This is a genomic window from Methylobacter sp. S3L5C (assembly GCF_022788635.1).
In the GTDB taxonomy this organism is placed as follows: domain Bacteria; phylum Pseudomonadota; class Gammaproteobacteria; order Methylococcales; family Methylomonadaceae; genus Methylobacter_C.
Window position 1 is genome coordinate 2,290,595 of sequence record NZ_CP076024.1, and the last position, 25,238, is coordinate 2,315,832.

21 protein-coding genes and 1 pseudogene are annotated in these 25,238 nt (G+C 43.0%); 13 read left to right on the forward strand and 9 right to left on the reverse strand.

What is annotated here, in order from left to right; all coding sequences use genetic code 11:
* Nucleotides 1-35: 35 nt before the first annotated feature.
* Nucleotides 36-629 (reverse strand): annotated as a pseudogene (locus KKZ03_RS10210) (trans-aconitate 2-methyltransferase); the annotation flags it as partial.
* On the reverse strand, nucleotides 626-1,531 hold the full coding sequence (locus tag KKZ03_RS10215) for a 1-aminocyclopropane-1-carboxylate deaminase/D-cysteine desulfhydrase (protein ID WP_243221381.1): 906 nt from the start codon (nucleotides 1,529-1,531) through the stop codon (nucleotides 626-628). The pseudogene KKZ03_RS10210 and the gene KKZ03_RS10215, both read right to left, overlap by 4 nt.
* Before the next feature lie 2 nt (nucleotides 1,532-1,533).
* Between KKZ03_RS10215 and KKZ03_RS10220 the strand changes: the two genes are divergently transcribed.
* Complete coding sequence (locus KKZ03_RS10220) at nucleotides 1,534-2,199, forward strand: SOS response-associated peptidase (RefSeq protein ID WP_243221383.1); 666 nt, start codon at nucleotides 1,534-1,536, stop codon at nucleotides 2,197-2,199.
* A 162-nt stretch (nucleotides 2,200-2,361) separates the two neighbouring features.
* On the opposite strand, the gene KKZ03_RS10225 is transcribed toward KKZ03_RS10220, so the two are convergent.
* From KKZ03_RS10225 to folP, 3 genes are all read right to left on the reverse strand, one after another.
* On the reverse strand, nucleotides 2,362-2,637 hold the full coding sequence (locus tag KKZ03_RS10225; RefSeq protein WP_243221385.1) for a plasmid stabilization protein: 276 nt from the start codon (nucleotides 2,635-2,637) through the stop codon (nucleotides 2,362-2,364).
* On the reverse strand, nucleotides 2,637-2,891 hold the full coding sequence (locus KKZ03_RS10230; protein ID WP_243221386.1) for a type II toxin-antitoxin system Phd/YefM family antitoxin: 255 nt from the start codon (nucleotides 2,889-2,891) through the stop codon (nucleotides 2,637-2,639). The genes KKZ03_RS10225 and KKZ03_RS10230 overlap by 1 nt, the downstream gene beginning before the upstream one ends.
* A 195-nt stretch (nucleotides 2,892-3,086) precedes the next feature.
* Nucleotides 3,087-3,908, reverse strand: a complete 822-nt coding sequence (gene folP, locus KKZ03_RS10235; protein WP_243221388.1) for a dihydropteroate synthase — start codon at nucleotides 3,906-3,908, stop codon at nucleotides 3,087-3,089.
* Nucleotides 3,909-3,981: 73 nt separating this feature from the next.
* Here folP and KKZ03_RS10240 point away from each other — a divergent pair, with 73 nt between their 5' ends.
* The 7 genes from KKZ03_RS10240 to KKZ03_RS10270 all read left to right on the forward strand — a co-directional run bounded on the left by KKZ03_RS10240 (nucleotide 3,982) and on the right by KKZ03_RS10270 (nucleotide 12,846).
* On the forward strand, nucleotides 3,982-4,536 hold the full coding sequence (locus KKZ03_RS10240; protein WP_243221390.1) for a flavoprotein: 555 nt from the start codon (nucleotides 3,982-3,984) through the stop codon (nucleotides 4,534-4,536).
* Nucleotides 4,536-5,924, forward strand: a complete 1,389-nt coding sequence (locus KKZ03_RS10245) for a DUF6513 domain-containing protein (protein ID WP_243221391.1) — start codon at nucleotides 4,536-4,538, stop codon at nucleotides 5,922-5,924. Before KKZ03_RS10240 ends, KKZ03_RS10245 begins: the two co-directional genes overlap by 1 nt.
* A complete protein-coding gene (locus KKZ03_RS10250) occupies nucleotides 5,924-6,487 on the forward strand; it encodes a DUF447 domain-containing protein (RefSeq protein WP_243221393.1) in 564 nt (187 codons plus the stop codon). The genes KKZ03_RS10245 and KKZ03_RS10250 overlap by 1 nt, the downstream gene beginning before the upstream one ends.
* Nucleotides 6,484-7,173, forward strand: coding sequence for a (5-formylfuran-3-yl)methyl phosphate synthase (locus KKZ03_RS10255; RefSeq protein ID WP_243221394.1), 690 nt, complete (start codon nucleotides 6,484-6,486; stop codon nucleotides 7,171-7,173). The genes KKZ03_RS10250 and KKZ03_RS10255 overlap by 4 nt, the downstream gene beginning before the upstream one ends.
* A 112-nt stretch (nucleotides 7,174-7,285) precedes the next feature.
* Nucleotides 7,286-8,503, forward strand: coding sequence for a flavodoxin-dependent (E)-4-hydroxy-3-methylbut-2-enyl-diphosphate synthase (ispG, locus tag KKZ03_RS10260; protein ID WP_243221396.1), 1,218 nt, complete (start codon nucleotides 7,286-7,288; stop codon nucleotides 8,501-8,503).
* A 1,222-nt stretch (nucleotides 8,504-9,725) separates the two neighbouring features.
* The gene (locus KKZ03_RS10265) at nucleotides 9,726-12,296 is read left to right on the forward strand and encodes a chemotaxis protein CheW (protein ID WP_243221398.1); all 2,571 of its coding nucleotides are present in this window, start codon (nucleotides 9,726-9,728) and stop codon (nucleotides 12,294-12,296) included.
* 217 nt (nucleotides 12,297-12,513) lie between these two features.
* Complete coding sequence (locus KKZ03_RS10270) at nucleotides 12,514-12,846, forward strand: DUF2956 domain-containing protein (protein WP_243221399.1); 333 nt, start codon at nucleotides 12,514-12,516, stop codon at nucleotides 12,844-12,846.
* Nucleotides 12,847-13,125: 279 nt separating this feature from the next.
* On the opposite strand, the gene KKZ03_RS10275 is transcribed toward KKZ03_RS10270, so the two are convergent.
* On the reverse strand, nucleotides 13,126-14,004 hold the full coding sequence (locus tag KKZ03_RS10275) for a phosphate/phosphite/phosphonate ABC transporter substrate-binding protein (protein WP_243221401.1): 879 nt from the start codon (nucleotides 14,002-14,004) through the stop codon (nucleotides 13,126-13,128).
* Complete coding sequence (locus KKZ03_RS10280; protein WP_243221402.1) at nucleotides 13,995-16,355, reverse strand: bifunctional diguanylate cyclase/phosphodiesterase; 2,361 nt, start codon at nucleotides 16,353-16,355, stop codon at nucleotides 13,995-13,997. The genes KKZ03_RS10275 and KKZ03_RS10280 overlap by 10 nt, the downstream gene beginning before the upstream one ends.
* A gap of 800 nt (nucleotides 16,356-17,155) precedes the next feature.
* Between KKZ03_RS10280 and scpA the strand changes: the two genes are divergently transcribed.
* From scpA to KKZ03_RS10300, 4 genes are all read left to right on the forward strand, one after another.
* Entirely contained in the window at nucleotides 17,156-19,294 is a 2,139-nt protein-coding gene (scpA, locus tag KKZ03_RS10285) for a methylmalonyl-CoA mutase (RefSeq protein ID WP_243221404.1), read from the forward strand.
* Complete coding sequence (gene meaB / locus KKZ03_RS10290; protein WP_243221406.1) at nucleotides 19,291-20,298, forward strand: methylmalonyl Co-A mutase-associated GTPase MeaB; 1,008 nt, start codon at nucleotides 19,291-19,293, stop codon at nucleotides 20,296-20,298. The genes scpA and meaB overlap by 4 nt, the downstream gene beginning before the upstream one ends.
* Nucleotides 20,295-21,089, forward strand: a complete 795-nt coding sequence (scpB, locus tag KKZ03_RS10295; RefSeq protein WP_243221407.1) for a methylmalonyl-CoA decarboxylase — start codon at nucleotides 20,295-20,297, stop codon at nucleotides 21,087-21,089. Before meaB ends, scpB begins: the two co-directional genes overlap by 4 nt.
* A 240-nt stretch (nucleotides 21,090-21,329) precedes the next feature.
* The gene (locus KKZ03_RS10300; protein WP_243221409.1) at nucleotides 21,330-22,805 is read left to right on the forward strand and encodes a succinate CoA transferase; all 1,476 of its coding nucleotides are present in this window, start codon (nucleotides 21,330-21,332) and stop codon (nucleotides 22,803-22,805) included.
* A 50-nt stretch (nucleotides 22,806-22,855) separates the two neighbouring features.
* On the opposite strand, the gene KKZ03_RS10305 is transcribed toward KKZ03_RS10300, so the two are convergent.
* The gene (locus KKZ03_RS10305) at nucleotides 22,856-24,031 is read right to left on the reverse strand and encodes an NnrS family protein (protein WP_243221411.1); all 1,176 of its coding nucleotides are present in this window, start codon (nucleotides 24,029-24,031) and stop codon (nucleotides 22,856-22,858) included.
* Nucleotides 24,028-24,831 (reverse strand): ferritin-like domain-containing protein, encoded by an 804-nt coding sequence (locus KKZ03_RS10310; protein WP_243221412.1) that lies wholly within the window; start codon nucleotides 24,829-24,831, stop codon nucleotides 24,028-24,030. Before KKZ03_RS10310 ends, KKZ03_RS10305 begins: the two co-directional genes overlap by 4 nt.
* A gap of 20 nt (nucleotides 24,832-24,851) precedes the next feature.
* Between KKZ03_RS10310 and KKZ03_RS10315 the strand changes: the two genes are divergently transcribed.
* On the forward strand, nucleotides 24,852-25,238 hold the full coding sequence (locus KKZ03_RS10315) for a VanZ family protein (protein ID WP_243221414.1): 387 nt from the start codon (nucleotides 24,852-24,854) through the stop codon (nucleotides 25,236-25,238).

Below are 25,238 nucleotides of genomic sequence, written 5' to 3' on the forward strand. Positions count from 1 at the left end.
CGGTCACTGGTTTGTACGATATGTAAATTCAAACCTGCTAGTGCCAATTGTGCAGTAATTTCTTCCAAGCTAAAAGCCGCCAGCAAAGAATGATAAAAATCTCGTTGCAGAATTTCAGGTTCATTGGCGGCATAGTTAGCCATCATTATTTGCGCATCCTCAATACAGGCGGGGCGCAATAAATCCATAATAATGACACGAGTACCTGGTCTCGAATATTTTTTTATGGTTTCCCAAAGTACCTGCGGATCCGGCAAATGGTGCAAGAGACTATTGCTAAAAATTATTTCATAATCAGATTGCGGTAATGTGACGTCAGGTAATAAACCTTTAATAAAGCTTATACGGTCTGACAGATCAACTGGTAATGCTGCTTTCGCATAATTTAGCATGGGCTGCGAACCGTCAACTGCATGTATCTTACTGAAAGGAAAAGCCTTGGCAAAGCGGCAACTGATATCGCCGGGACCGCACCCTAAATCTAATGCTGTGCCGCGAAACTCGGGGTCATTAATAAACCGTTTTAGTTGTTGTATAAAGTCATTATGCGGTATTTCAAAGTCAGCTTCGGCGTAAGCTTTTACTTGGCTTTCATCTTCCATTAACTCGGGTTCCAATAATCGATTCATACTGAATATCCTCTTTTTCCTTGCAAGCCACCGGTATGAACAGCAATAAGTCGTTGGCCCGGTTTAAAAAACTGCTTGGTGATTAAATCGTAAAGTGCATACATCATTTTTCCGGTATAAACAGGTTCAAGGGGAATATTGGTTTTACATTCAAAATCGGTAATAAATGTCATAAGTTCAGGTTTCGTTGTCGCAAAACCACCAAAGTGATAATCCAGGTTAATCTGCCAGTTAGTAAAAGCACATGGCAATAAATTCTTAACATCAGTCTGTAAAAATCCGGCATTTTTTAATGCCGCAAAACCCAAGACGGCTACTGACCCAGGAGCTGCCTTAATAATACCCGCTAATGTAGCGCCTGTTCCACAGGGTACGCAAAGCGTGTCGTAAAGAATATCTATTTCGTTAACCAGTTCTGCAACACCTTTTAACGCCAAGGCTTGAGCCCCGCCTTCCGGCAGCCAGTATTGCCGGGGTTTTAAGCCAGGTAAATCATGACAGCCTTTATATTGTCGCAAAAGCCTGTAATCAGAACGGGAGACAAATGTGAGTTCCATACCCCAGTTTTGTAGATCCATTAAAGTTGGCGTTAATGTTGCCGGTTGCTCACCGCGAATAAACCCCTGCGTTTTCAACCCCAGAAGTTTACCTGTATAAGCCAGTGCATGTAAATGATTGGAATAAGCACCGCCCATACTGATGAGTGTATCAGCACCTGAAGACAATGCCTGATCAAGGCTGTATTTAAGTTTACGCCATTTATTTCCGGAAATAACGGGATGCAATAAGTCGTCGCGTTTTATCCATAATTCAATGTGGTATCGATCCAGCAGAGGGTCATCAATTTTTGTTAAAATCGATGGCTTGAAGGTTTTTTCCAACTTACTCAGTTCAGGGTGCATTTATGTGTGGACGTTTTAACTTGATCGCAACAAAGCCGCAAATTATGGAACATTTTAGTTTGCAGCGCTTACCTGATTATCAACCGGACTACAATATTCCACCAGGACAAAAAATAATTGCTGTGGTAAGGCTGGAAGATGGTAGCAACAAAGCCGTAAATTTGCACTGGGGTTTGATACCATCATGGAGCAAAGACCGTAAAATCTCCAGTCATTTGATTAATGCCAGAGTGGAAACATTAACTGAAAAGCCATCATTTAGAAAGGCTTATCAACAGCGCCGTTGCCTGATTCCTGCAACCGGATTTTTTGAATGGCAAACTACAAAGGCGGGTAAACAGCCTTTCCATATTCATCAGCCGGAGTATGCTTTGTTCGCTTTCGCAGGGCTTTGGGAACATTGGGAGCATCAGCAGGAAACGGTTTATTCCTGCACTATTATTACCACGCCTGCCAACGCTAAAATAGCGCCTGTTCATGACCGTATGCCGGTTATTATCACGCCTGATTTTTATAATCGTTGGCTGGATAAAAAAACCACAACGATTAAAATGGCGGATTTTTTAACTGCCGATGCTTACCGCACCATACAAATTACGCCGATCAGTGCCCGGGTTAATAATCCACTGCATAATGATATTGAGTGTTTAGCTGAGGTTTGTCGGTAAAAACTGATTATCAAAAAGCGATTTGTTCACGAAAAACACGAAAAAAATTATAGGGATTCCCAGCATTTTTCAAAGAAGCTCAAAAGCAGTTAACACTTTTTTACAAAAAATGATGGGCTTAATTTTGATGTATTCAACGTTTATAAGCAGTTCTTCTTGAAATTAGTAAACTGCGTCATGGTTGCCAACAGTCACAGGGATGATTTGCTCATCCTGAATCAGCAGTTCCAGCGTGATGCGATAGGACAAGTTTATGGAAATCGAATGTAATCCCTCCAACTTGCCGTGCAAAGGGTGTAAACGCAACGACGGATGAGAAGGGTTGGCTTCTAACAATTGCAGGGTTTTTAAATATTGCTGACGTAGTTCGGGATGCATTTTAAGAAACCTTGATGCCTGCCGACTGTAACGCTCGGTGAAAATCAGCGCGTAAGCCATTAAAGCGTATCCAGTCGCGCCAGGTGGTCTTGGGCTGATTCCTGCACAAATCGACCTGCGGCCAGATCAGCACGCGTTTCGGTTAATGCCGCCTCCAACTCACATTCACGCAAGTAATGGTAATGTGCAATATCCATCACGACAAACCGGTCTTTTCCACGTACCGAGACAATTGCTTCCTGGGACTCCCTCAGTGCGGCTTCGATGGCCGAGATACCTTTGGTTTTTAAATCGTTAGCGCTAATATGAGACATAAGATGCTCCTTAAAAATAACTGCAATAAATGCGATTAATAGTGCGCTTAATCGTACTGTTAATCAAGTGCCAATACCGATTTGGACCTTTGTTTTAATCCAAAGCTGGCTACCTAAACGGGACGGGGGTTTACAATCCCGTTCTTAATATTTAGCGCTTTCCGTAGCAAATTGAAGCGAATAATCACTTTCAAGTTATCGACTTTGCCTGATCGCCCAAGCGACATCAGCCGCTTGGCGGTTTTCTTTAACGTCGTGTACCCGAAATAGCTGCACGCCTGCCATAACGCCTAAAGCGGTAGTCACGGCGGTTGCGGTAACCAGTTCCGAAGGTTCTGTTACTGCGCAGATTGTGCCCATAAAGCGCTTGCGACTGGTACCTAACAGCACTGGAAAGCCTAATGCCACCAGTGTATCCAGATGCGCCAGTAAATCCAGGTTATCCTGTTTACGTTTACCAAAACCGATGCCCGGATCAATGGCTATCTTGGCTTTTTTAACGCCTGCTTTTAATGCGGCATCAACTCGTTGTTCCAGAGCCTCAATCACTTCCTGAACGACATTCTGATAATAAGGGCTGTCCTGCATGGTTTTGGGTGTACCTTGGCTGTGCATTAAAATAATGGGTACGCCGGTTTGTGCGGCCAATGCCAATATGGCCGGATCATTTTGGCCTGCGGAAACATCATTGATGATATTGACTCCGGCCCCCAGAGCCGCTTTGGCCACTATACTGGAGGTGGTATCAATACTGATTGAAATCGCGCTTTTTAGTTGTTGCCTGATGGCGGTTACAACCGGAATAACCCGGTGTATTTGTTCTTCCGGTGTTACTGACTCCGAGCCGGGGCGCGTTGATTCACCGCCTATATCAATAATATCTACGCCTTCAGCCAGCATGTGTTCGACTTGCTTTAGCGCATCATTAAGCCCTGAGTATTTGCCGCCATCAGAAAAGCTGTCTGGCGTAACATTTAAAATACCCATAATCAGCGGTTTATTGAGTTGACTGAACATGTCCGGGCTCCTGTGAGAAGTGAAGTGTAGAATCGGGTATAATGGCTCAAATCTTTCGACTCTTAATGGTGTCATGAATAAACCACGACTGGCTTGGGCCATTACCGGCTCCGGTCATTATATAGAAGAATGCCTCAATTTCCTGCTTACCCTTGATGATGTTGATTTATATCTTAGTCAGGCGGCGGAGGAGGTGATAAAAATGTACGGCTTTAATCTTAATGAAATCCGTGAAAAAATGCCTGTATACCGCGATAAATCAGCATCATCACCCCCTGTTGGGCATTTTTATAAAGGTTATTACCACACCTTTGTGATGGCACCTGCGACTTCAAATACGGTGGCTAAATGTGTACTGGGTATTTCCGATTCTTTGGTAACCAACTTATATTCCCAGGCTGGAAAATGCCGTGTGCCGAGTATTGTGTATCCGTGTGATATTTCACCGGAGATGGAAACGACGGCGCCAGGGGGTAAAAAAGTGATGGTTTATCCACGAAAAATTGATTTGGAAGGTACCGATAAGTTAAGTACTCATGAATATACCAGCATCGTTAATAGTGTTGATGAATTAATCATTACTGTTAAAGCACGCCTGGTTTTTATGGCCAAAGAGAGTGACGCTTAATGAGTGAGCATCTCCTTTTTTTGACCGGCAAGCTGGCAGAAAAACAACTGCGCAGTATTTTAGAGAAAATGCAGCCGGAATTTACTTACACCGTACATCAATTGGGGGTTAAAGTCGCCGCATTAATAACGGCCGATATGATAGGTCGCAGGTTGACAGACACTTTTGGCGCTAACCGTATTATTGTGCCCGGACGCTGTCGGGGTAATTTGGAAGCCTTGTCAGAAACCTTGGGTTTACCGATGGAACGTGGACCGGAAGAGCTTAAAGATTTGCCGCAATATTTTGGCAAAGCCGCGCAAAAGCACGATTTAAGTCGTTATAGCGTCAAAATATTTGCTGAAATTGTTGATGCGCCCAACGTTAGTGTTGACGAAGTGGTTAAACGTGCCCATTACTATAAAAAAAATGGCGCTGACGTTATTGATATCGGTTGCTTACCCAGCACTAATTTTCCGCATATGGAAGATATTATTCAGGCCTTGAAACAGGAAGGCTTTACCGTCAGTATCGATTCCTTGGAGGCCAGTGATTTGCTCAGAGGTGCCAAAGCGGGAGCTGATTATATGCTCAGCTTGCATGAAAGCACGTTGTGGATTGCTGATGAAGTGGCGGCGACGCCAATTATCATTCCGGAAAAACATGAAGACCTGGCTTCACTGGATAGAGCCATTAAAGTGATGCAGGCAAAGAATCGGGCTTTTATTGTTGATCCGATTTTAGATCCGCTGCATTTTGGCTTCACGCAATCCATTGTGCGTTATCACGATGTCAGAAAAAAATATCCCGATATAGAAATAATGATGGGGGTGGGTAATATTACCGAATTGACCCACGCCGATACGACGGGTATGAATACTTTGTTGCTGGGTATTTGTTCTGAACTTGATATTAATAATATTTTGGCGACAGAAGTCAGCAAGCATGCTTGCCGGGCTATTAAAGAAGCGGATCTGGCGCGGCGTATATTGTTTGCCGCCAAAGAAAACGATGCCTTGCCCAAACATATTGACCCCGGCTTAATGGCTTTGCATGAAATTTCGCCTTTTCCTTATTCGATGGAAGAAATCAGGGAGCTTGCCGGACAAATTAGCGATCCCAGTTTTCGCATTCAAACCAGCGCTGAAGGTTTGCATATTTTTAATCGTGATGGTTTGCATAGTGCGACCGATCCGTTTGATTTATTTCCCAAGCTGCACGTTGACAGTGACGGCGGCCATGCTTTTTATTTAGGCGTTGAACTGGCTCGTGCTGAAATTGCCTGGCAATTGGGTAAACGTTTTACGCAGGATCAAGCGCTTAACTGGGGTTGTGCCACTGATCAAGCAGAACAAACTGTTGATTTGCACAGCTTTAAACCTGCCGGAACTACTTTACAAAAATCCTGATGATTCAAGAAACTATAGTTACCACCCTGAATAATTCAGGCTTGGCGCATATTGCACCGATGGGCATACATGTCAACGGCGATGAAATTATTGTCCTCCCTTTTCGCCCTTCTACAACGCTCGATAATCTACTGGAAAGCAAAACTGCCGTACTGAATTACTGCGATGATGTGCGTGTTTTTGCCGGTTGTTTAACCGGGCGGCGAGACTGGCCATTGATAGCGGCAGAAAAAATTAACGGACGGGTACTGCAATGTGCCTTGGCGCATACCGAGATTGAACTGGTGCATCTTGAAGACGATCCCGTTCGGCCAAAATTATTTTGTAAAGCCGTGCATATCGTTAATCATGCGCCTTTTATGGGTTTTAACCGTGCCCAATATTCAGTATTGGAAGCGGCTATTTTAATCAGCCGGTTATCGTGGTTGCCGATAGAAAAAATAGACGCTGAAATAGACTATTTGCGTATCGGTTTTGAAAAAACAGCAGGAGACAGAGAAGTGGAAGCATGGGGTTGGTTGATGGATGTTATCGAAAAAATTAAAGCGGAGATTAAGCTATGACCGGTATGCTGGCCAGTGTAAATAGTCTGGCAGAAGCCTTGCTGGTGTTGAGTGCGGAGGTTGATATTATTGATCTTAAACAACCTGCTTTGGGCGCATTAGGTGCTTTGGACGTTACTGATGTTCAACTGATTGTTGCCGGAATTGCTGGTCGTTGCCCGGTGAGTGCAACCATTGGTGATTTGCCCATGCAGCCGGATTCCGTTTTTAATGCCGTAAAGGCGATGGCTGAAACGGGTGTCGATTATATAAAAATCGGCTTTTTCCCGGGCGATGACTGGACGGGAACCGTTAATAAACTGTCTGAATTAACCGGGCAAAACCATGCCTTAATTGCCGTGTTATTTGCCGATACACAACCTGATCTTGCTATTATGGGATTATTGAAAGAGGCAGGTTTTACCGGCGTTATGCTCGATACCATGGACAAAAAGAAAGGCTCATTAACTACGCTGATGACAAAAATGGAGCTTGGGCAATTTGTTACGAAAGCCAAAATCTTGCAATTACTTTGTGGACTGGCCGGCTCACTGCGGCTGTCGGATATACCCGAGCTCATGCTTTATAACGCGGATTATCTCGGTTTTAGAGGTGCGTTATGTCAGGGACATGACCGGGTTGGCGAGTTAAATAAACCGGCTATTTTTCAGGTAAAACAGTGCATAAAAACTACCGGTATTGAGTGAAGCTGTTACTTTAGAGGTGATTTGTTTAAGCGCCAGACAATTTAACTCTGCTCATTAACCGGTATGACGTATAATTTATTTATAACTATAACTTTTTTAAAAGATCTGGACTATGTCAATTAGCCTTAGAAAAATTACCCATCAAGTTTTAGTCGGCGACATTAAAGTCGGCGGCGGTGCGCCTATCGTTGTTCAATCAATGACTAATACCGACACGGTTAATGTGTCAGCAACCGTTAATCAAATTATAGAACTGTCTACCGCAGGTTCTGAAATGGTTCGTATCACGGTCAATTCAGAGGAAGCGGCAAAAGCCGTTGCCGAGATTCGCAACACCTTAACGCAAAAAGGTTACTCTGTTCCTATAGTCGGTGATTTCCACTTTAATGGTCATAAATTACTGGAAAAGTATCCTGATTGTGCAGAAGCTCTCGATAAATATCGCATCAATCCCGGTAATGTCGGGCGTGGTAAAAGTCGCGATCCACAATTTCAGCAAATGATTGAATTTGCTTGCCAATATAACAAACCGGTTCGTATTGGTGTCAATGGCGGTAGTTTGGACCAATCGGTATTAACCCGATTACTCGATGATAACCGGCTCCAAAAACATCCTGAATCCTTACCCGCCATAATCCGTAAGGCGATCGTTTTATCGGCGCTTGAAAGTGCCGCCAAGGCAGAAGAAATCGGTTTGGGAAAAGATAAAATTATTCTTTCCTGCAAGATTAGTAACGTACAGGAATTGATTAATATTTATCAGGATTTATCCAGTCGTTGTGATTATGCCTTGCATCTGGGTCTTACCGAAGCCGGTATGGGCTCCAAGGGCATCGTATCGTCAGCTGCTGCCTTATCAGTATTAATGCAGCAGGGCATTGGTGATACCATCCGTATTTCGCTAACACCTGAACCCGGCGCCTCCAGAACCCAGGAAGTGATTGTCGGTCAGGAAATTCTTCAGACCATGGGCTTTCGATCCTTTACACCAATGGTTATTTCCTGTCCCGGTTGCGGTCGTACCACCAGTGATTATTTCCAAAAACTGGCGATGGACATTCAAACCTATTTGCGGGATCAAATGCCGATATGGCGTACGCAATATCCTGGTGTTGAAACGATGGAAGTTGCCGTTATGGGTTGTGTCGTTAATGGTCCGGGCGAAAGCAAAAGCGCCAATATCGGTATCAGTTTGCCGGGTACCGGCGAAACACCGGTAGCGCCTGTTTATGAAGATGGTGAAAAAACAGTGACGCTTAAAGGCGATAGAATTGCTGAAGAATTTCAGGAAATAGTTCAACGTTATATAGAATCGCATTACGCTGCATAATTTGGCAGTTTGTGCTTTAAGCTGATTGATACCAGTTAGATGCCATGAATGTATTCGTTTTTTGTACAAAATAAAAAAATTCACCATGAAGGCACGAAGGACACGAAGTTTTTAATCTTTACTTCGTGCCTTCGTGGTGAATAATTTTTTTAACCTGTTTTTGATAATACTTTCACAGTCTCGTTAACTTCTGCATTCATGCAGTCTTAATCTAACCTGCGGCGCTGTTCTCATTTCCAGACCCCGGGCTTTGAAAACGAGTGTAACCAATGTTTCTCTGCCTCGGTTGGCAGATTTTTATCCTGTTCAAAATTTTACGCAAGACATCCTCCAGCCAGATGCCACAAAGTTTTGCCCTGCCGGCAGTCAATTTTCTATTTCATCGCCAAATCATTTAATCTGGTCTTATTCAGTGCAAAATATGCATCCAGCTGCACTTTATTGGAGCGATATATTCGTTAGCCTAAAAGTTAATGGTTACCAGCTATATACATCATTCTATAATCTCTCCTGTAATAACTTGTATTTATTGAGCTATTTTAAATATAAATACGCATATAAAATTTTGGCATAACTTATGCTTTAATCCCATCATAGGGCTAAAGTTGAAGTCACCGCTCCCTGTATTGTTCCTGATATTCAGGGTTGAGATGCTTTTTTGTATTGTTGGCAGTCTATAAAAGCCTTGGCCAAGTTTTACCTTACATTGTTTATTAAAGCCCATCTTCTCACTTCGTTATAAAAACCTTCAGGATTACTGCGAATCATTGTCTGAAAATTATTTATCCATGTGTAGCGTAAAACCCCGCCGTTCAGGGCGGGGATGTAAGCGGCTCAGATCTACTTGCTTCAAAATACGCACGTTGTTAAAATAACGCCCGTTTGCTGCCAGAGGCGGCTTAGGCTGGCTCTACGGCGGCAATTTGGTTTTTAAAGTATAGACTTCAAAAGCACTTTCAGCAAAAACCAAGCGATAGATGGAAGTCTTGAATACTCGATTAAAATAGTAAAATAACCGTCGGATAGACGGGGCTAGTCTGTGAAGTGAACGGTGCAGTAATGCCATCAGCAGCAGGAACCAGTGAGCAGTAGCGATACCTACTCACTCTTGGGAAACCAGGAATCCCCCTTCCTTTATGTGGGGGAGGATGTCAACGGAACAACTATAGGATCTCGTCAATGCCTTATTTTGTTGTTTAACACTTTAATAAGGATTAATTAGATGCTATCTGAAGCCGAGCGCTTTGAAACTTTCTCCCCTTATATACGCAGCATTGCGCAGTGCAAGGAAATTCTCCGGGACTTGAATGGTACTTGGGGACTGATTTCATCGATTGCTGAAATCAGTTGTCCTAAAGAGGCAGCTTCCATACTACCTGCGATGGAAGCAACAAAAAACGGCTTTCGTGATCTTGAAAGTAAATTAACCGGACAACTGGTTTCTGAAGAGATTAAAAAAACTTGTCTTGAACTTGAGTCCAAAGCGCAAGTATCGATAGATATTTTGGTTCGTAACCTTTATGAACGGACTGCGGATATTGGTTTTCTGGCGACTAATGCCGATATATGTAATTTTGTAAATACTACGGTACAAGGTCAAAGAGCAGACTTGTCGATGATTAATCAATTACTCGACGAATACGGCTCAAAATATACCGTATACGATGACATTATTATTCTGGATACCGACAGTCGCATACTCGCCAGGCTCGACCGTAATACCGCAATAGTCAATCAAAGTATTTCCGACCCGATTATTCCTGAGACCTTACACTCAATCGAAGATTATGTTGAATCCTTTGGCAAAACTCAACTCCGGCCTGATATAGATCGGGCTCTTATTTATTCAAAAAGAATAGTCGATCCGGTTGATGACTCGGTGATTGGCGTTTTATGTCTGTCATTTCGTTTTGATAACGAGATGGAAGGGATCTTTCGCAGCCTGCAGAAAAGAGGCGATAAAGCGGCGATGCTGCTTTTAAATGCCAATTCTGTCGTGATTGCGACGAGTGACCCTGACCATGTGCCGATTGGCCGGGTCATTGAAGCGGTTACGGAAGGTGATGACTATGGCGTGACTCAGTTTGCCGGGCGTGAATATTTATCGGTAACGCATAGAGGTCGTCCCTATCAAAGTTATGCCGGCCAAGAGTGGTACGGACATGCGATGATTCCATTGCAGTCGGCATTTACTCCTTCTGCTGCTGACAAGGAAGTTAATGCCGAAATTATTCGCCATGGAGATTCGTTGTATCCCAAGCAATCCGGGGTTATTGCTGGCGCTGCCAAAGATATCAATCTGTTTTTGCACCGGGTAATTTGGAACGGTCAAGTTATGGCAACTAACGAGCATGGTAATATTATCTCGCTCAAAGCCATTTTAAGACAAATACGCTCCATGGGCGCACGTACGGCTCAAGCACTTGCCGATTCCAGTAGTAAGTTACATACCACGATGATCACCTCGGAACTTCGTAATGCCGAATCTATTGCACGGCTTATGATTGATATTATGGATCGCAATTTGTATGAGCGCAGCAATGATTGTCGCTGGTGGGCCTTGACTTCAGAAATTCGGCGCATTATGTCGGCAGGCGATCTACGTTCTGATGATAAGGCAAAAATTACCGATATTCTCTCTTATATTAATAAACTGTACACGGTCTATACGCGCATTGTTATCTATGATATCAAAGGGACTATCATCGCTGAATCCAATTTGCATAATGATCCGGTGGTTGCAGTCGGGCGACAGGTAGATGCCGGTTATGCGCAGGAGAGTTTTTCCCTGCGCTCACCGCAAGAATACAAGGTTTCCAGTTTTGAAGATTCCTGGCTGTACGAGGGGAATTCTACTTATATTTACAATGCAGCTATCCGACATATTGATGATCTGGATAAAGTTGTTGGTGGTATTGGTCTTGTTTTTGATTCAACGCCTGAATTTAAACATATGCTTGATGATTGCCTGCCTGATGAGCCAGGCGTTTTCGGGTTATTTGTAGAACGTCCCAGCGGTCGTATTATTGCCTCAACCGGAGATTCCAGCTTTAAAAATGGTCAGATTTTTAGCGCAGATCCTGAGTTTTTGGAGCTGAAAGAAGGCAAAGGAAAATCCAAAATACTACTGTATAACAAAAAATATTATGCCGTTGGCTGTTACTCATCGGGTGGCTATCGTGAATTTAAAACAACAGGCGATTACCATAATGATGTTGTCGCTTTCGTGTTTATTCCTATTGGTGAAAAGACCGAAGAGACAGAATCCAATCAACGTGAAATCATCGTTTATCCGCCAGAGCCTGTTGCAGGTAACGTTATCGATTTGGCAACATTCTATATTGGTTCTGAAATCTATGCCTTTTTTGCCGCCGATGTGCTGGAAGCGGTCGATGTTTCGCTGATCAAAACCCTGCCCGGTACAAAGTCTTATATTATCGGCAGCGTGATGTATTGCGATAATAGTCCCGAGGGAATCAACGAAAAAATGCCGCTGATAGTCATTGATGGCAGAATATTGACCAATATGCCCGTTGAGCAGGATCGGCAAGAAAAAGCAACGGGTGCCGTTATTATAATTCGTACCCAGAACGGCCAAATTGGTTTATTGGTTGATGAATTGGATGCCATTGCTACTTTTGAAGAAACGGCAATCCAGCCAGTTAACGGGTTACTTGGCGAGGACGGTGGCTATATAAAATCATTAGCCAATATCCCGGACAGTAACGGTTCCAGTAAGATACTGATTGTATTGGATCAGAACATGATTCTCGATGCTGCTCGTAACCGATAACTACATTTTTTTACCAGCCAATTATTTATCAATAATTAGCCGGATTATCTGCTTAATGAAAATGCATGATTCATATGCGTTTTCATTAAGCAAAAAATGACAATGAGGTTATGAAAGTGGAGCTTATTATTAACAGGATGCCAGCAGATCTGATTATCTGCATTTGACCCTGCCGGACGCAGTATAATTAAAAAAGCATTCACTATTAAAAGCCGTCATGACTAAACATAATTATCAAAAACCATCTCAGCAAACTCAAGAGGAAGCGTTGAAAATAGCCAAGGGAATTCAACGTCCCGTTCAAACCAAAGAACAGACCAAACTGGTTGCTCAAGGTGTTCAAAAAGGTATTGATCTTTACAAAAAACAGCAAAAAGAAAAAGCCAGAGACTTGAGTAGAAAACTCAATAAAATATCACGACAAAAGGAGTCATCAATTGCATCGGATGCTCATGAAATACAAGAGAAAGTAACTTATAAGCAGCATTGGCTACCTTGGATGTTACTGTTTCTGACATGGCTGGGTATAGGTATTTATTTTCTGATTTAAATTCAAGATTGATGAATATTTGCTCATCAAAATTCCAAAACCAGGCTTATGCGTAATTAATCAATATTGAAACGACTGAAAGCGTCTCTATTCATAGCTCGTAGTCTGGATTACTACTGAAAGGTGCCGGAGGTGCGTAGCATGAATGTCGAAAGGTAGAATTGCATCAGGAATAGTGATTGTTAGCAATGCAGGAGCGATAGCGTAAGCTAATATTTGTCGGTTTGATATGTTGGGTTACGGTTGCCGCCTAAACTACAAACCTGTTGGAGTGAAGAATTAGTGGAGAGTTGACATATCCAAAATAATTTTGTAATCCTTATCATTAACCGGGACAAACCTTTCAGCCTTCAATTTACTCAGTAAAGGTGCGATTTCTTCCCCACTATTAAAATATACCGCTCGAATTTGTTCTTTGAGTTGGCTACATAGCTTGTTACGGTATACCGTAGGTTCATTGGGGATGGGTGCGGATTTCCATAGCACTCTAAAATCGTTGCTGTTGAACATACCTTGGACGATGCTCTCATCAAGAAGTGCACTGGATACAAAAGCAGCTTGGGTATGCCCGTTTAGAACACTTTGAGCGGATCGTTCATGTGATCCGGAATAGACAATGCCGCCAAAAAAGTTTTCCAGTGGCATGCCGGTATTCCTGGAAAAAAGTACTCGTGGAATTAAAGCGCCTGAAGCGCTGGCAGGATCAACAAGGCTAATCTTTTTTTTTGCCAACGAATTGATGTCTTTGTATGGGCTGTTGGCTTTGACAATTAGCAGAGAATGGTAATTGACGCCTTCTTCATTAAAGGTACCTTGAGGACGGGCATAAGTGGCAAATACTTCAATGGACGAATCCCGATGCTTGGCCTGCGCGTAGGCTGCCGGGCCCATTTCGGCAAAATCAATCTGTTCCGATAGCAGCCCTTCAATTGCTGTGTTGTATGAGGTGGGCAGTATGATTTCAATTTTTCGACCAATTTTTTTCTCCAGAAAATTCAGTAAAGATCGATAATGTTGCGCTTGTTCGATTGCGTTTGTTTTGGTCATAAAAGAAAAATGTAAAGGATTAGGGTTGCTGCATTCTTTTGACTGCGCTACGGATATATAAAAAACAAATACCAGAACCAGGGTAAGAATTAAAAAGCGCTTCACGGGCATAGTTTCTCTTTGATTAATAATTGCCTTATTGCATTGTCAGGGACAGGACGACTGAAAAAATAGCCCTGTACTTCGTCACAGCCGGATGCTCTCAAATAGACCAACTGTTCGCTGGTTTCGACACCCTCGGCAACGACTCGCATCCCCAAGTTATGAGCTAACGCAATGGTAGACGTCACAATCACCGCATCGTCATGACTATTACGAATGTTTGAGATAAAGCTTCGATCAATCTTGATGGTATGGATGGGCAAATTTTTGATATAGCCCAAACTGGAGAAACCGGTACCGAAATCATCAAGGGCGATATGTATTCCAGAATCTGCTATATGATTAAGGATGGCTTTAGCCGTCTCAATGTTTTCTACCAGACTACTTTCCGTCAATTCTATCTGTAGATACTTGGATTCAAGACCATATTGCTCCAAGCATTGAGTAAGGTATTTAGCGAGTGTATCGCTTTTAAGTTGTTGTCCGGAAACATTGATTGCCACTGGTACTATTGGTATCCCTGCAGATTTCCATGCGGAAATTTGACGGCAACTGGCTTCTATCACCCAGTTTCCCAGTTCGATGATATGCCCGGTATTTTCTGCCAAAGGAATAAAAGTATTCGGAAATATTAGTCCGTGCTCAGGATGTTGCCAACGTACCAAGGCTTCAAGCCCAACAATCCGATAAGAAGAAAGATCAATTTTCGGCTGAAAATGTAATACAAACTCGCCATTTTTTATTGCTGTAGAAAAATGTTGATCTAAAGTGAACTCAAGAATATTTTCAGTATTAAGGCTGGCATCAAAGAATGTATAGGAGCGGTTTTTGGAGTGTTTGGATTGGTACATAGCCAAATCTGCATTTTTCATAAGTGCAATAATTTCATTACCATCACGTGGAAAAATAGCGATACCAACACTGGGATAAATCTGTAAATCATGATTCGCCAAGTCGAGGCAGGGTTGGCTTACTGTTTCAACTATTTTTTTAGCGACACCAGTGATATCCTTTTCATTTTGCAGTCCGGTTAGCAAGATTACAAACTCATCCCCGCCAAAGCGCGCAATCACATCAGTTTTGCGTAACGTTGATTGAAGCCGGTCAGCAACGGTCTGTAAGAGTAAATCACCTACATGGTGTCCCAAGCTATCGTTGATTGCCTTGAACCGATCCAGATCAATAAATAACACGGCATAGTGCAATCGGTTACGTTTTGCATGAATTAAATATCTGCTGGCTAATTCTGTGAATTTGTTTCGGGTATAAAGGCCGGTCAGGTAATCAGTTTCTGCCAGATCGAAAGCTTTTTGCTTCTCATCATGGAGTTTCAAGATAAGTTCGTTTTTATCAATTTCTGATGTAACCAATGCCATGAAGGCTCGCTGTTTTCGTTGGATAGCAAACGCAATTAATATCATGGAGATGATAACCACCATCGTTAAAAAAAATACCAGCAGTAGCGCTTCTCTTTTTTTCTCTCTGAAACTCTTCAACATCTCATTGATTTCCTGACTTACAATAATAGAGAAGGGATGCCGGTCTGAATGCTGGTAAGTGATTATGCGAGAAACTTGGTCTTGAAAAAGTGGCTTAAAATCAACGAAAGGGTTTGTCGAGTTGGCGGTGGTAATGTTTGATGTTATCAATGCACTCCCGCCAAATTCAAGCCCGGCTATACTGGCACGGGCAATTTCCTGGCTATCATCTGTCACAATATTGATGATCTCAGTCATACCCATTGCCAAGTTTTGATTAAGGCGTAAAAGATAACCAAGGTCTAGGACCAAAAGAAGTACACCAGTATTTTCTTCGCGGCTATCCTTGACGAGATAAAGCAGGGGGATTTGCCACGCATCAGAAAGTGTTTTTGGTATGGGTCCAAAGACCATTCCAGGCTTAACATTCTGCATGTCAAGTGCCAGCCTTTGCTGAATGACAGTATTTAATGTTGCATCAGGTAGTGACGGAGCTGAAGAGAAGATCTTTTGACCATGTAGATCATAAATCTCAATTCGGTTGAAGGCTTGATCAGTGCCAAGCATGGCTGTTATTCTGGTTTGGGTAAGGGTATTTTGCTGATTTTCCAGTAACTGAGAGCTAAAGGCACAGAAGAGTTTTCCTCGATCAAGCAATTGGTTGAGATTTTCAGAGACAGTTGCCGACAGGTTATGCTGGAAAGATTTTGTATTTTCAATAACCAAGCGTTCTTGGTTTTCAATGCTTTGTAATATGTATAACCAGATTGCTAGAAGTATCAGTAATGACAGGCTTGCCGCTCCCAGCATTAAACGCCTCCAACTATTATGAGGGCCAAATAAAAATAGTTTGCCAAATACTCCTGAAATTGATCTGAACATTTGCAACCTTGTTTTTGCAAAGCTTTCATAATACGGCATACATATTACAAAATTATGAATTTCATCAGTGACAGACGCCAATATTCTGTAAATTCTTTCAAGGACTTGTGAAAAAGAGGCTTAAAAGTTTGTCACAATTAGGTAATAGTTAAGACGGATGGAGGGATAGCTACTGTGACGGGATTCTAAGTAATAGCTTTAAATGGCAACCAGATATTCACTGGAAGTTTCTGACTATCTCTTCCTTGTAGACTGCTGCCGTTAACAAGGTCCAGTTTGGATTCATAATTTGTAGCTTGGTGCTTTATAACTAAAATATCAATACGGGCCCAATTACAGGTAGCTACATGGCACCTTGCAGCAAATTATAATCTTGATTGTAATTCACAAACAGACCTACCTGCTATCTACATCATCAAGCGAAAAAACTTTAAAAAAAATATCCAAGCATCCAGAAAAATTGATAATGCGCGGTGGCCATGCGTAGTAAATAGCTTCTCGCCCAGTCATTAAAAATCAACAAAAATCCTGCGCTACTTGGGTATATTTATTCTTGGGCATCACCTAAAATTAAGCTTTACCATTAATGCTTGGCTATCTGTATTGTCAGCTATTTTAATAGGGAAACTTTTTCTTTATCCACTATATAATTATGGTATCTTTCTTTCTGAGTTAGAGAGGGTTAGTAATTTTATTGGAAAAGTCTTTCATTTTTTTGGTCGACGAAAATCATGGCTTCTAATTTTTTTAAGCCGTGGTGCATTTATTAGATAATTTGACGCTACTTACGGAGCGATAAAATGGATGGGAAGTTGGATCAGTGGAAAGAATTAGCTAACTCTGAAGTAAAAAGAATGGGTAAGACTGTCGATGATTTGGTTTCCAAGACCTTGGAGGGTATTGATATCAAGGCGCTTTATACTGCCGAAGATATTAAGGATTTAGAAACCATTGATTCCCTGCCGGGTATTTCTCCCTTTGTCCGTGGCCCAAAAGCTACCATGTATACCGCCAGACCTTGGACAATCAGGCAGTATGCCGGTTTTTCCACTGCCAAAGAATCCAATGCTTTTTATCGCAAGAACTTGGCTGCAGGCCAAAAAGGTCTTTCTGTAGCGTTTGATTTGGCAACTCATCGTGGCTACGATTCCGATAATCCCCGTGTAGAAGGCGATGTTGGTAAGGCTGGCGTAGCAGTTGATAGCGTTGAAGATATGAAAGTGTTGTTTGATCAGATTCCTCTTGATCAGATGTCGGTTTCCATGACCATGAACGGGGCCGTTATCCCGGTTTTAGCCTTTTATATTGTTGCTGCAGAAGAACAAGGTGTGGCACAAGCATTATTAACCGGTACGATTCAGAACGATATCTTGAAGGAATATCTGTGCCGTAATACTTATATTTATCCGCCGACGCCCTCGATGCGGATTATTTCCGACATCATTGAATATTGTTCAAACAATATGCCCCGTTATAACACGATTAGTATCAGTGGCTACCACATGGGTGAAGCGGGTGCGAACTGTGTTCAGCAAGTGGCATTTACTATTGCCGATGGTATTGAATATATAAAGGCTGCCATCAAGGCCGGTCTGAAAATTGATGATTTTGCGCCGCGTCTCTCGTTCTTTTTTGGCATAGGCATGAATTTGTTTATGAACGTGGCCATGCTGCGTGCAGCCCGTTTCCTATGGAGTGATGCAGTCGAACAGTTTGGTGGCAATGAGCAATCCAAGGCCCTGCGTACTCACAGCCAAACCTCTGGTTGGAGTTTAACCGAGCAAGATCCCTATAACAATATTATCAGAACGACCATTGAAGCCTTATCGGCAACGCTGGGTGGAACGCAATCCTTGCATACCAATGCCTTTGATGAAGCGCTGGGTTTGCCAACCGAGTTCTCTGCCCGCATTGCCCGTAATACCCAGATTATTCTGCAAGAAGAGTCCGAGATTTGTAACACCGTTGACCCATTGGCCGGCTCTTACTATGTTGAAGCGCTGACGGATACCATCGTTCAGGAAGCCCGCAAGATTATGGCCCAAATCGATACTGCAGGCGGTATGGCCAGAGCCATTGAGCTGGGGATTCCCAAGCATATGATTGAAGAGGCGGCAGCAGAAACGCAATCGCTGATTGATCAAGGCAAACGTGTCATTGTGGGTGTCAATAAGTACAAGTTGCAAAAAGAAGAAGCCGTTAATGTTATGGAAATTGATAATCAAGCAGTTCGCGAAGAGCAAATTGCCAACTTGCAGCAGATTAAGCTCGCCCGTAACAGTGCCGATGTTAAAGAGACTTTGGCGAAAATTCGTGTTGTTGCCAAAGAGGGTGGTAATTTGCTGGCAGCAGCTATCGACGCGGCTCGTGTTCGCGCTACTCTGGGTGAAATTTCTGATGCGATGGAAACTGTTTTTGGTCGTTACTTGGTGCCTAGTGAGTGTGTAACGGGTGTCATTTCCAGAGAGTATCATAACAGTGAAAAAGGAGCCTGTGAGTTTGACGAGGTTAAGCAGTTGGTTGATGATTACGCTAACAACGAGGGTCGGCGTCCACGAATTTTGATTGCCAAGATGGGGCAAGATGGACATGATCGTGGTGCAAAAGTGATAGCCAGTGCGTACTCTGATTTTGGCTTTGATGTTGATTTGAGTCCGATGTTTTCGACACCGGAAGAAATTGCCAAGCTGGCCGTAGAAAATGATGTGCATTTTGTGGGCGCGTCTTCTCTGGCTGCCGGACACAAGACGCTCGTACCTGAGTTGATTAAACAATTGCAGGTGTTTGGCCGTGGCGATATTAAAGTGATTGTCGGTGGGGTGATTCCGCCACAGGATTACGATTATTTGCTGGAGCGTGGTGTAGCCAAAATTTATGGTCCGGGAACGCAGATGATCAAGTGTGTCCGTGAAGCGATGGAGCTTTTGAACCAAGAATGATTAATGCGATGAGTGCCGATGAAATCGTCGCAGAAATTTTAAATGGCAATAGAGCCATTCTTGCCCAAGCCATGACTATCATTGAGAGTATGCACCCCAAGCACTATAAACTGGCGGGTGACATTATAGATAAAGTAATGCCGTTGGTGGGCAAAGCCAGGCGAATCGGTATTACCGGTGTTCCGGGTGCCGGCAAAAGCACGCTGTTGGAAGTGTTGGGTATATATTTGATTAATAGTGGTTTAAAAGTAGCCATTATTGCGATTGATCCCAGTAGCAGTATTAGTGGCGGTAGCATTCTTGCCGATAAAACCAGAATGACGACTTTGCTTAGAGAGTATAACGCCTTTATCCGTCCTGTTCCTTCCGGCGGTCATTTGGGCGGGACCAGCCGAAGAACCAGAGAGCTGACTTTTCTTTTGGATGCGGCGGGCTTTGATGTTGTATTTATTGAAACGGTGGGTGTGGGTCAGTCTGAAATTGAGGTGGCTAACGTAGTCGACTTTTTCTGTCTGGTACAAATTGCCGGGGCAGGAGATGAGCTTCAAGGTATTAAAAAAGGGGTTATGGAAGTCGCGGATTTAATTATTGTCAATAAGTGCGATGGCGATAATAAAGTGATGGCTGAAATTGCCCGAAGTATGTTTAAAAATGCGTTGCAGATAGTAAAGCCAAAATATAGTGAGTGGCAGGCACAGGCGTTAACGTGTAGTGCAAGAAATAATACGGGAATAAAAAACATTTGGGATGTTGTGGACAGATTTTATGCCACTATGCAGCCTAATGGAACCGTGTCATCAATACGCAAGCGTCAAAATATACGCTGGATGAAACAGCAGATTGAGGAAAATGTAATCAATATGATTTATAACACTCAGGATATTAACGAGCTATACAGTAAAGCGAAAGCCAGTGTGGAGTGTAATCAGCTTTCTCCACGAAACGCCGTAGAGACTATCAGTCAATACATTGCAGAAAAACTAACTTATGACGTTTTGAAATGAATCACTATGAATTTGTAAAGGTTGAACTCAACGACAGGGTCGCTATTATTGAGTTTAATTATATAAAGAAATTGAATGCGTTGAGCGAATGTTTTATTCAAGATATTTTAAAAGCATTGGCAGACTTAAATGTTCCGGAGGTTCGTTGTGTTATTCTGCGAGCTGCCAAGGGCAGTAAAGTATTCTCCTCCGGTCATGATATCAGTGAGTTGCCAAAAGCCAAGCGCGATCCGCTTCCGCTAAGCTATCAAGATCCTTTACGCATTCTCACGCGCACCATTCAGCGCTATCCAAAACCGGTTATTTCCATGATTGAAGGCAGTGTCTGGGGCGGCGCTTTTGAATTGATAATGAGTACCGATATTGTTATTTCCAGTGATAAATCCACTTTTGCCATGACGCCGGTAAACTTGGGTGTTCCTTATAATGTTGTGGGAATTCATAATTTGATTCGCGATGCGGGTTTACATGTAATGAAAGAAGTTATTTTTACCGCGACTCCGATTACTGCTGAACAGGCCTTAAAAATTGGTATATTGAATCATAGTGTTCCGGATGATGAGTTGGAAGATAAAACTCTTGCCATTGCCAAGTTGATTTGTGAAAAAGCGCCGCTTGCCATAGAAGTAATCAAAGAAGAAATGCGTGTCCTGTGTGAGGCAAATGCCATTAATCCAGATGAGTTTGAGCGGATTCAAGGGCTTAGACGCTACGTTTATGACAGTCTTGATTATAGCGAAGGACTGACTGCCTTTTTTGAGAAGAGAAAACCTAATTTCATTGGAAAATAAGCCTTGTGAGGCTGCCCTTGTAAAAGTTGCCATTGATTCGCAGATTATAAACAGGGTTAATCGGTGAATCTGTGGGCGTGGCAATGTCACTAAGTTAAGCCGTTCGCTGAGCGAAGTCGAAGCGATTTTGCCGGCTTCGACTCCGCTCAGCCAACGGTTTATCTTCTCAAGAGGCACTTAACTTAACGACATTCGGTGGCGGACTATTTGTTGCACTTTCCTTACCGGTAACAGGATCAAATGATGACCCAATATTCACTATTAACCCCGGAAGAAGCGGCCAGTGTTATTAATAATAATGACATGGTTGCTTTCAGCGGGTTTACTGCCGCCGGATCTCCAAAAGTGTTGCCATTAGCCTTGGCTCAGCGAGCCAGATCTTTACATGAAAAAGGCGAAGACTTTGCCATACGCTTGATTACCGGGGCTTCTGTGAGCGCTCAGGCTGATGACGAATTGGCGGCGGCAAAATGCATTAAATGGCGTGCCCCTTATCAGTCGGCATCAGGTATGCGTAAAGCCATTAACAATAATGAAGTTGAATTTGTTGATATGCACCTTGGTGAGGTTGCGCAAATGATACGTGCCGGATTTTTTGGTGAGATAGACGTGGCAGTGATCGAAGCGGTTGATATTACCAGTGATGGCCGTGTTTTTCTGACGTCCGGTATTGGCAATTCGCCCACTTTTTTGGAGCATGCAAAAAAAATAATTATTGAAAGAAATAGCTACTTTTCCTCACGAATTACCGAGTTTGCTGATAACGTCACTTTACCCGGTCCGCCCAAGCGTCCGGTTATTCCACTTTATGGCACGATGGATAAAATAGGCAAGCCCTATGTGCAGGTTGATCCGGCTAAAATAGTGGGTATTGTCGAAACCAATCAGGCCGATCAGATTGAGGCATTTACAAAAAATGATGAGACCTGTGTACAGATAGCACACAATGTCGAAAAATTTTTACTCAATGAGCTTAATTTGCGGCGTATCCCCAAAGCCTTTTTACCGATTCAAAGTGGTGTCGGTAATATCAATAACGCAGTGATGAATACCTTGGGTAAAAATCCCGATATTCCAACATTCACCTTATTTTCCGAAGTCCTGCAAGACTCTGTTGTTGATTTGCTTTTGAGCGGCAAGGTCACTGGAGCCAGTGCGTCCAGTTTGACGATTACGCCCGATAAACTGCAAACCATTTTTGATAATATGGACTTTTTTAGCGATAAAATTGTTCTCAGGCCGCAGGAAATTTCAAATAACCCTGAGCTGATCAGGCGTCTTGGTGTGATCGCTTTAAATGTCGGTCTGGAATTTGATATTTATGGTCATGCCAATTCATCGCACGCGTTAGGTTCCGATTTAATGAACGGTATCGGCGGCAGTGGAGATTTTGAGCGTAATGCTTATCTGTCCATTTTTATGGCTCCATCCATAGCCAAGGGTGGCAGAATATCATCGATTGTGCCTATGTGTGCCCATGTTGATCATAGCGAGCATAGTGTCAAGGTGATTATTACCGAGCAAGGTATTGCTGATTTGAGAGGCTTGTCGCCCTGCCAGCGGGCTAAAGTTATTATCGAAAATTGTGCGCATCCGATGTATAAGGATGCGCTGTATCGGTATTTATCTACTTGTAAGCCGGGTCATATACCGCATGATTTACATCATGCTTTTGATATGCATATCAAGTTTCTGGAAACCGGCAGTATGTTGTAATGTTCGCTTCGGCTCCGCTCAGCGAACAGTTTAAGTCAATAGTATTGGGCTTAACCTTCTTGCCCATCACTTCGTGCGCTGGTTAAAATGGGTGCATAGACAAACATAAACAAAGAAAAAGCTGCCAGCCAGGATAGCGTTGAGCCATAAATGATCAGGTTGTACCAGTTGGGTAATGCGAGCGGTAATAACACCCTGAGCAAGGCGGCGACATTAATTAATACAAATCCCACAGCCATGGCATTTGAGACTCTGAGAGCCCGGCCGGTATGGCCTAACGATACTCTGGTCATCATTCCCAGTGTTAACACACCGATGCCGCCAAGGGTAAAGGCATGCAGGGCCAACGAGGGTAATACCCAGGAATAGGCAGATAGTGCGGTTAATATAAAGCCCAGTATAATCCACGCATAACCGGTATAAAGTATCCATAACAATGGTACATACCAGATACGTTGCACATACCAGCCAGCGAGCCTTGCACTATTGACCGCCACAGCGAAAATAGCGGATAGCGCTAAAAACAGGCCTGAAACCGCCGATAGTTGCAAAGCAAAAACAGTGACAGCCGAGCCAATGGATAAGGCATCCAGTAACGGATTTTTGATGATCAGCGTGCCATGTAAACCGCGTTCGGTAAAAAACGGAAATACCCTGCCGGCAATGACCAGAATCATGATGATGATAATGGCAACGACCAGTTGAATGCCGATCCATGCAGTGTTTTGGCATAATCCCAGCATTTCGGCATGTATCAAAGCATTACCCAAAGTTAATAGCAATAACAGGCCGATAAAAACCAGGCTTTTGAAATGTCTGGCCTGGATAACGGGTTTGCTGATTTGATAAGCCAAAACGGGCAGGAAAGCAAAATCAATGAAGGCAATAAAAGTATCCGGTAATAAACCGGCATAAAAAGGCAGAATGCGTCCATAAAGCCATAACAAAGCCAAGCCTGCTAATTTATCGCCGGTTAACGTGGGTTTGCCTGTCCAGTTTTTAACGGCGGTTAATAAAAATCCGGCAATAACGGCAACGGAATAACCCAGCAGCATTTCATGGGCGTGCCAATAACTGCTGGAGAAATAATTTTCAGCGCTTAAGGTGCCTTTAAAAATAGCATTCCAAAGCACGATTAAAATAAGTGCCGATGACCCGGCCAAGGCAAAGAAAACTCTAAATCCCAAGCCTAGAAGAGGGGTGTCAAAAATTTTATGTGTGTTCATAGGGTTGTATTTTCCAGCCAATCCAGCTCAGCATTTGAGAAGCCTGCAATTATACGCATTTCTCTGTTAAAAGGGCCTTTTGGCTTGCCGCCCTTATAATATTGTTTTATTAACTGACGATATTTAGCTTCAGGTTCAAGTCCTTGTTGCTCGCAAACCCATTTAAACCAGTATGATCCACGTTCTACATGCCCTACCTCATCGGTTAAAATGCGGTTTAATAGGGCAACGCTGGCATCATCACCCAGGTGCGTAAATTTGGTGATGACAGCAGGCGTGACATCCAGTCCACGCGCTTCCATACAGCGCGGCACCATCGCTAATCTGGCCAGTAAGTCATCAGCTGTATCGGTGGCATGATCCCACAAGCCGTTATGGGCGGGTAAATCGCCATAATTGACCCGCATGGTCTGCAAATGTTTGCTGAGTAATTCAAAATGCTGTGCTTCTTCATCAGCAACACGGAGCCAATCCTGATAAAATTGATCGGGCAGGCCGCGAAAACGATAAAGCATGTCCCACGCCAGATAAATTGCTATAAATTCAACATGAGTAATGGCGTGAAAGAAGGCTGCAATACCTTCGGTACTGCCGAATTTTCGTTTGGGCATATCACGTGGGGGCAATAATATCGGTCGGTCAGGAAACGTTACCTGCTCAATCGGTAATACTGGCTGTTCAGATAACAGGCTTAATTGACCGTTTTCCAGAGTTTGCCAAGCCTGGTGGGTCAATGCCAGTTTTTCGTCTATAGTGGTCTTAAGCAAACACGCTTCGGCAAATTTAAATATATTTTTCATTACTGATAGATTACTGATACATGATTAAAATTCTGGATTTCGCGTTATTGTTATTTTATTGCCTGTTTATTTACTGGCTTTCTGATCAATCCTCTCTTAAAAGTCCTTTTGATTTCGGCTTTGACTATCAAGATAAACTTTATCACGCGGGTGCCTATTTTATTCTGGCGTTGTTGGCATGGCGCAGTTTTAAACATTTGATTGATTCGCCTATTATACTGGCTTTATTGAGTATAGCCTTTTGCAGTTTATATGGCTTATCTGATGAATGGCATCAGTCATTTGTCGTTGGACGTGAGTCAGATAGCGCTGACTGGGTTGCCGATACCAGTGGCGCAATGTTGGCGATATTATTACTGTATAAGCTTACGAAAATAGCTAGAATATACGTTTTACCCCTACCTTGA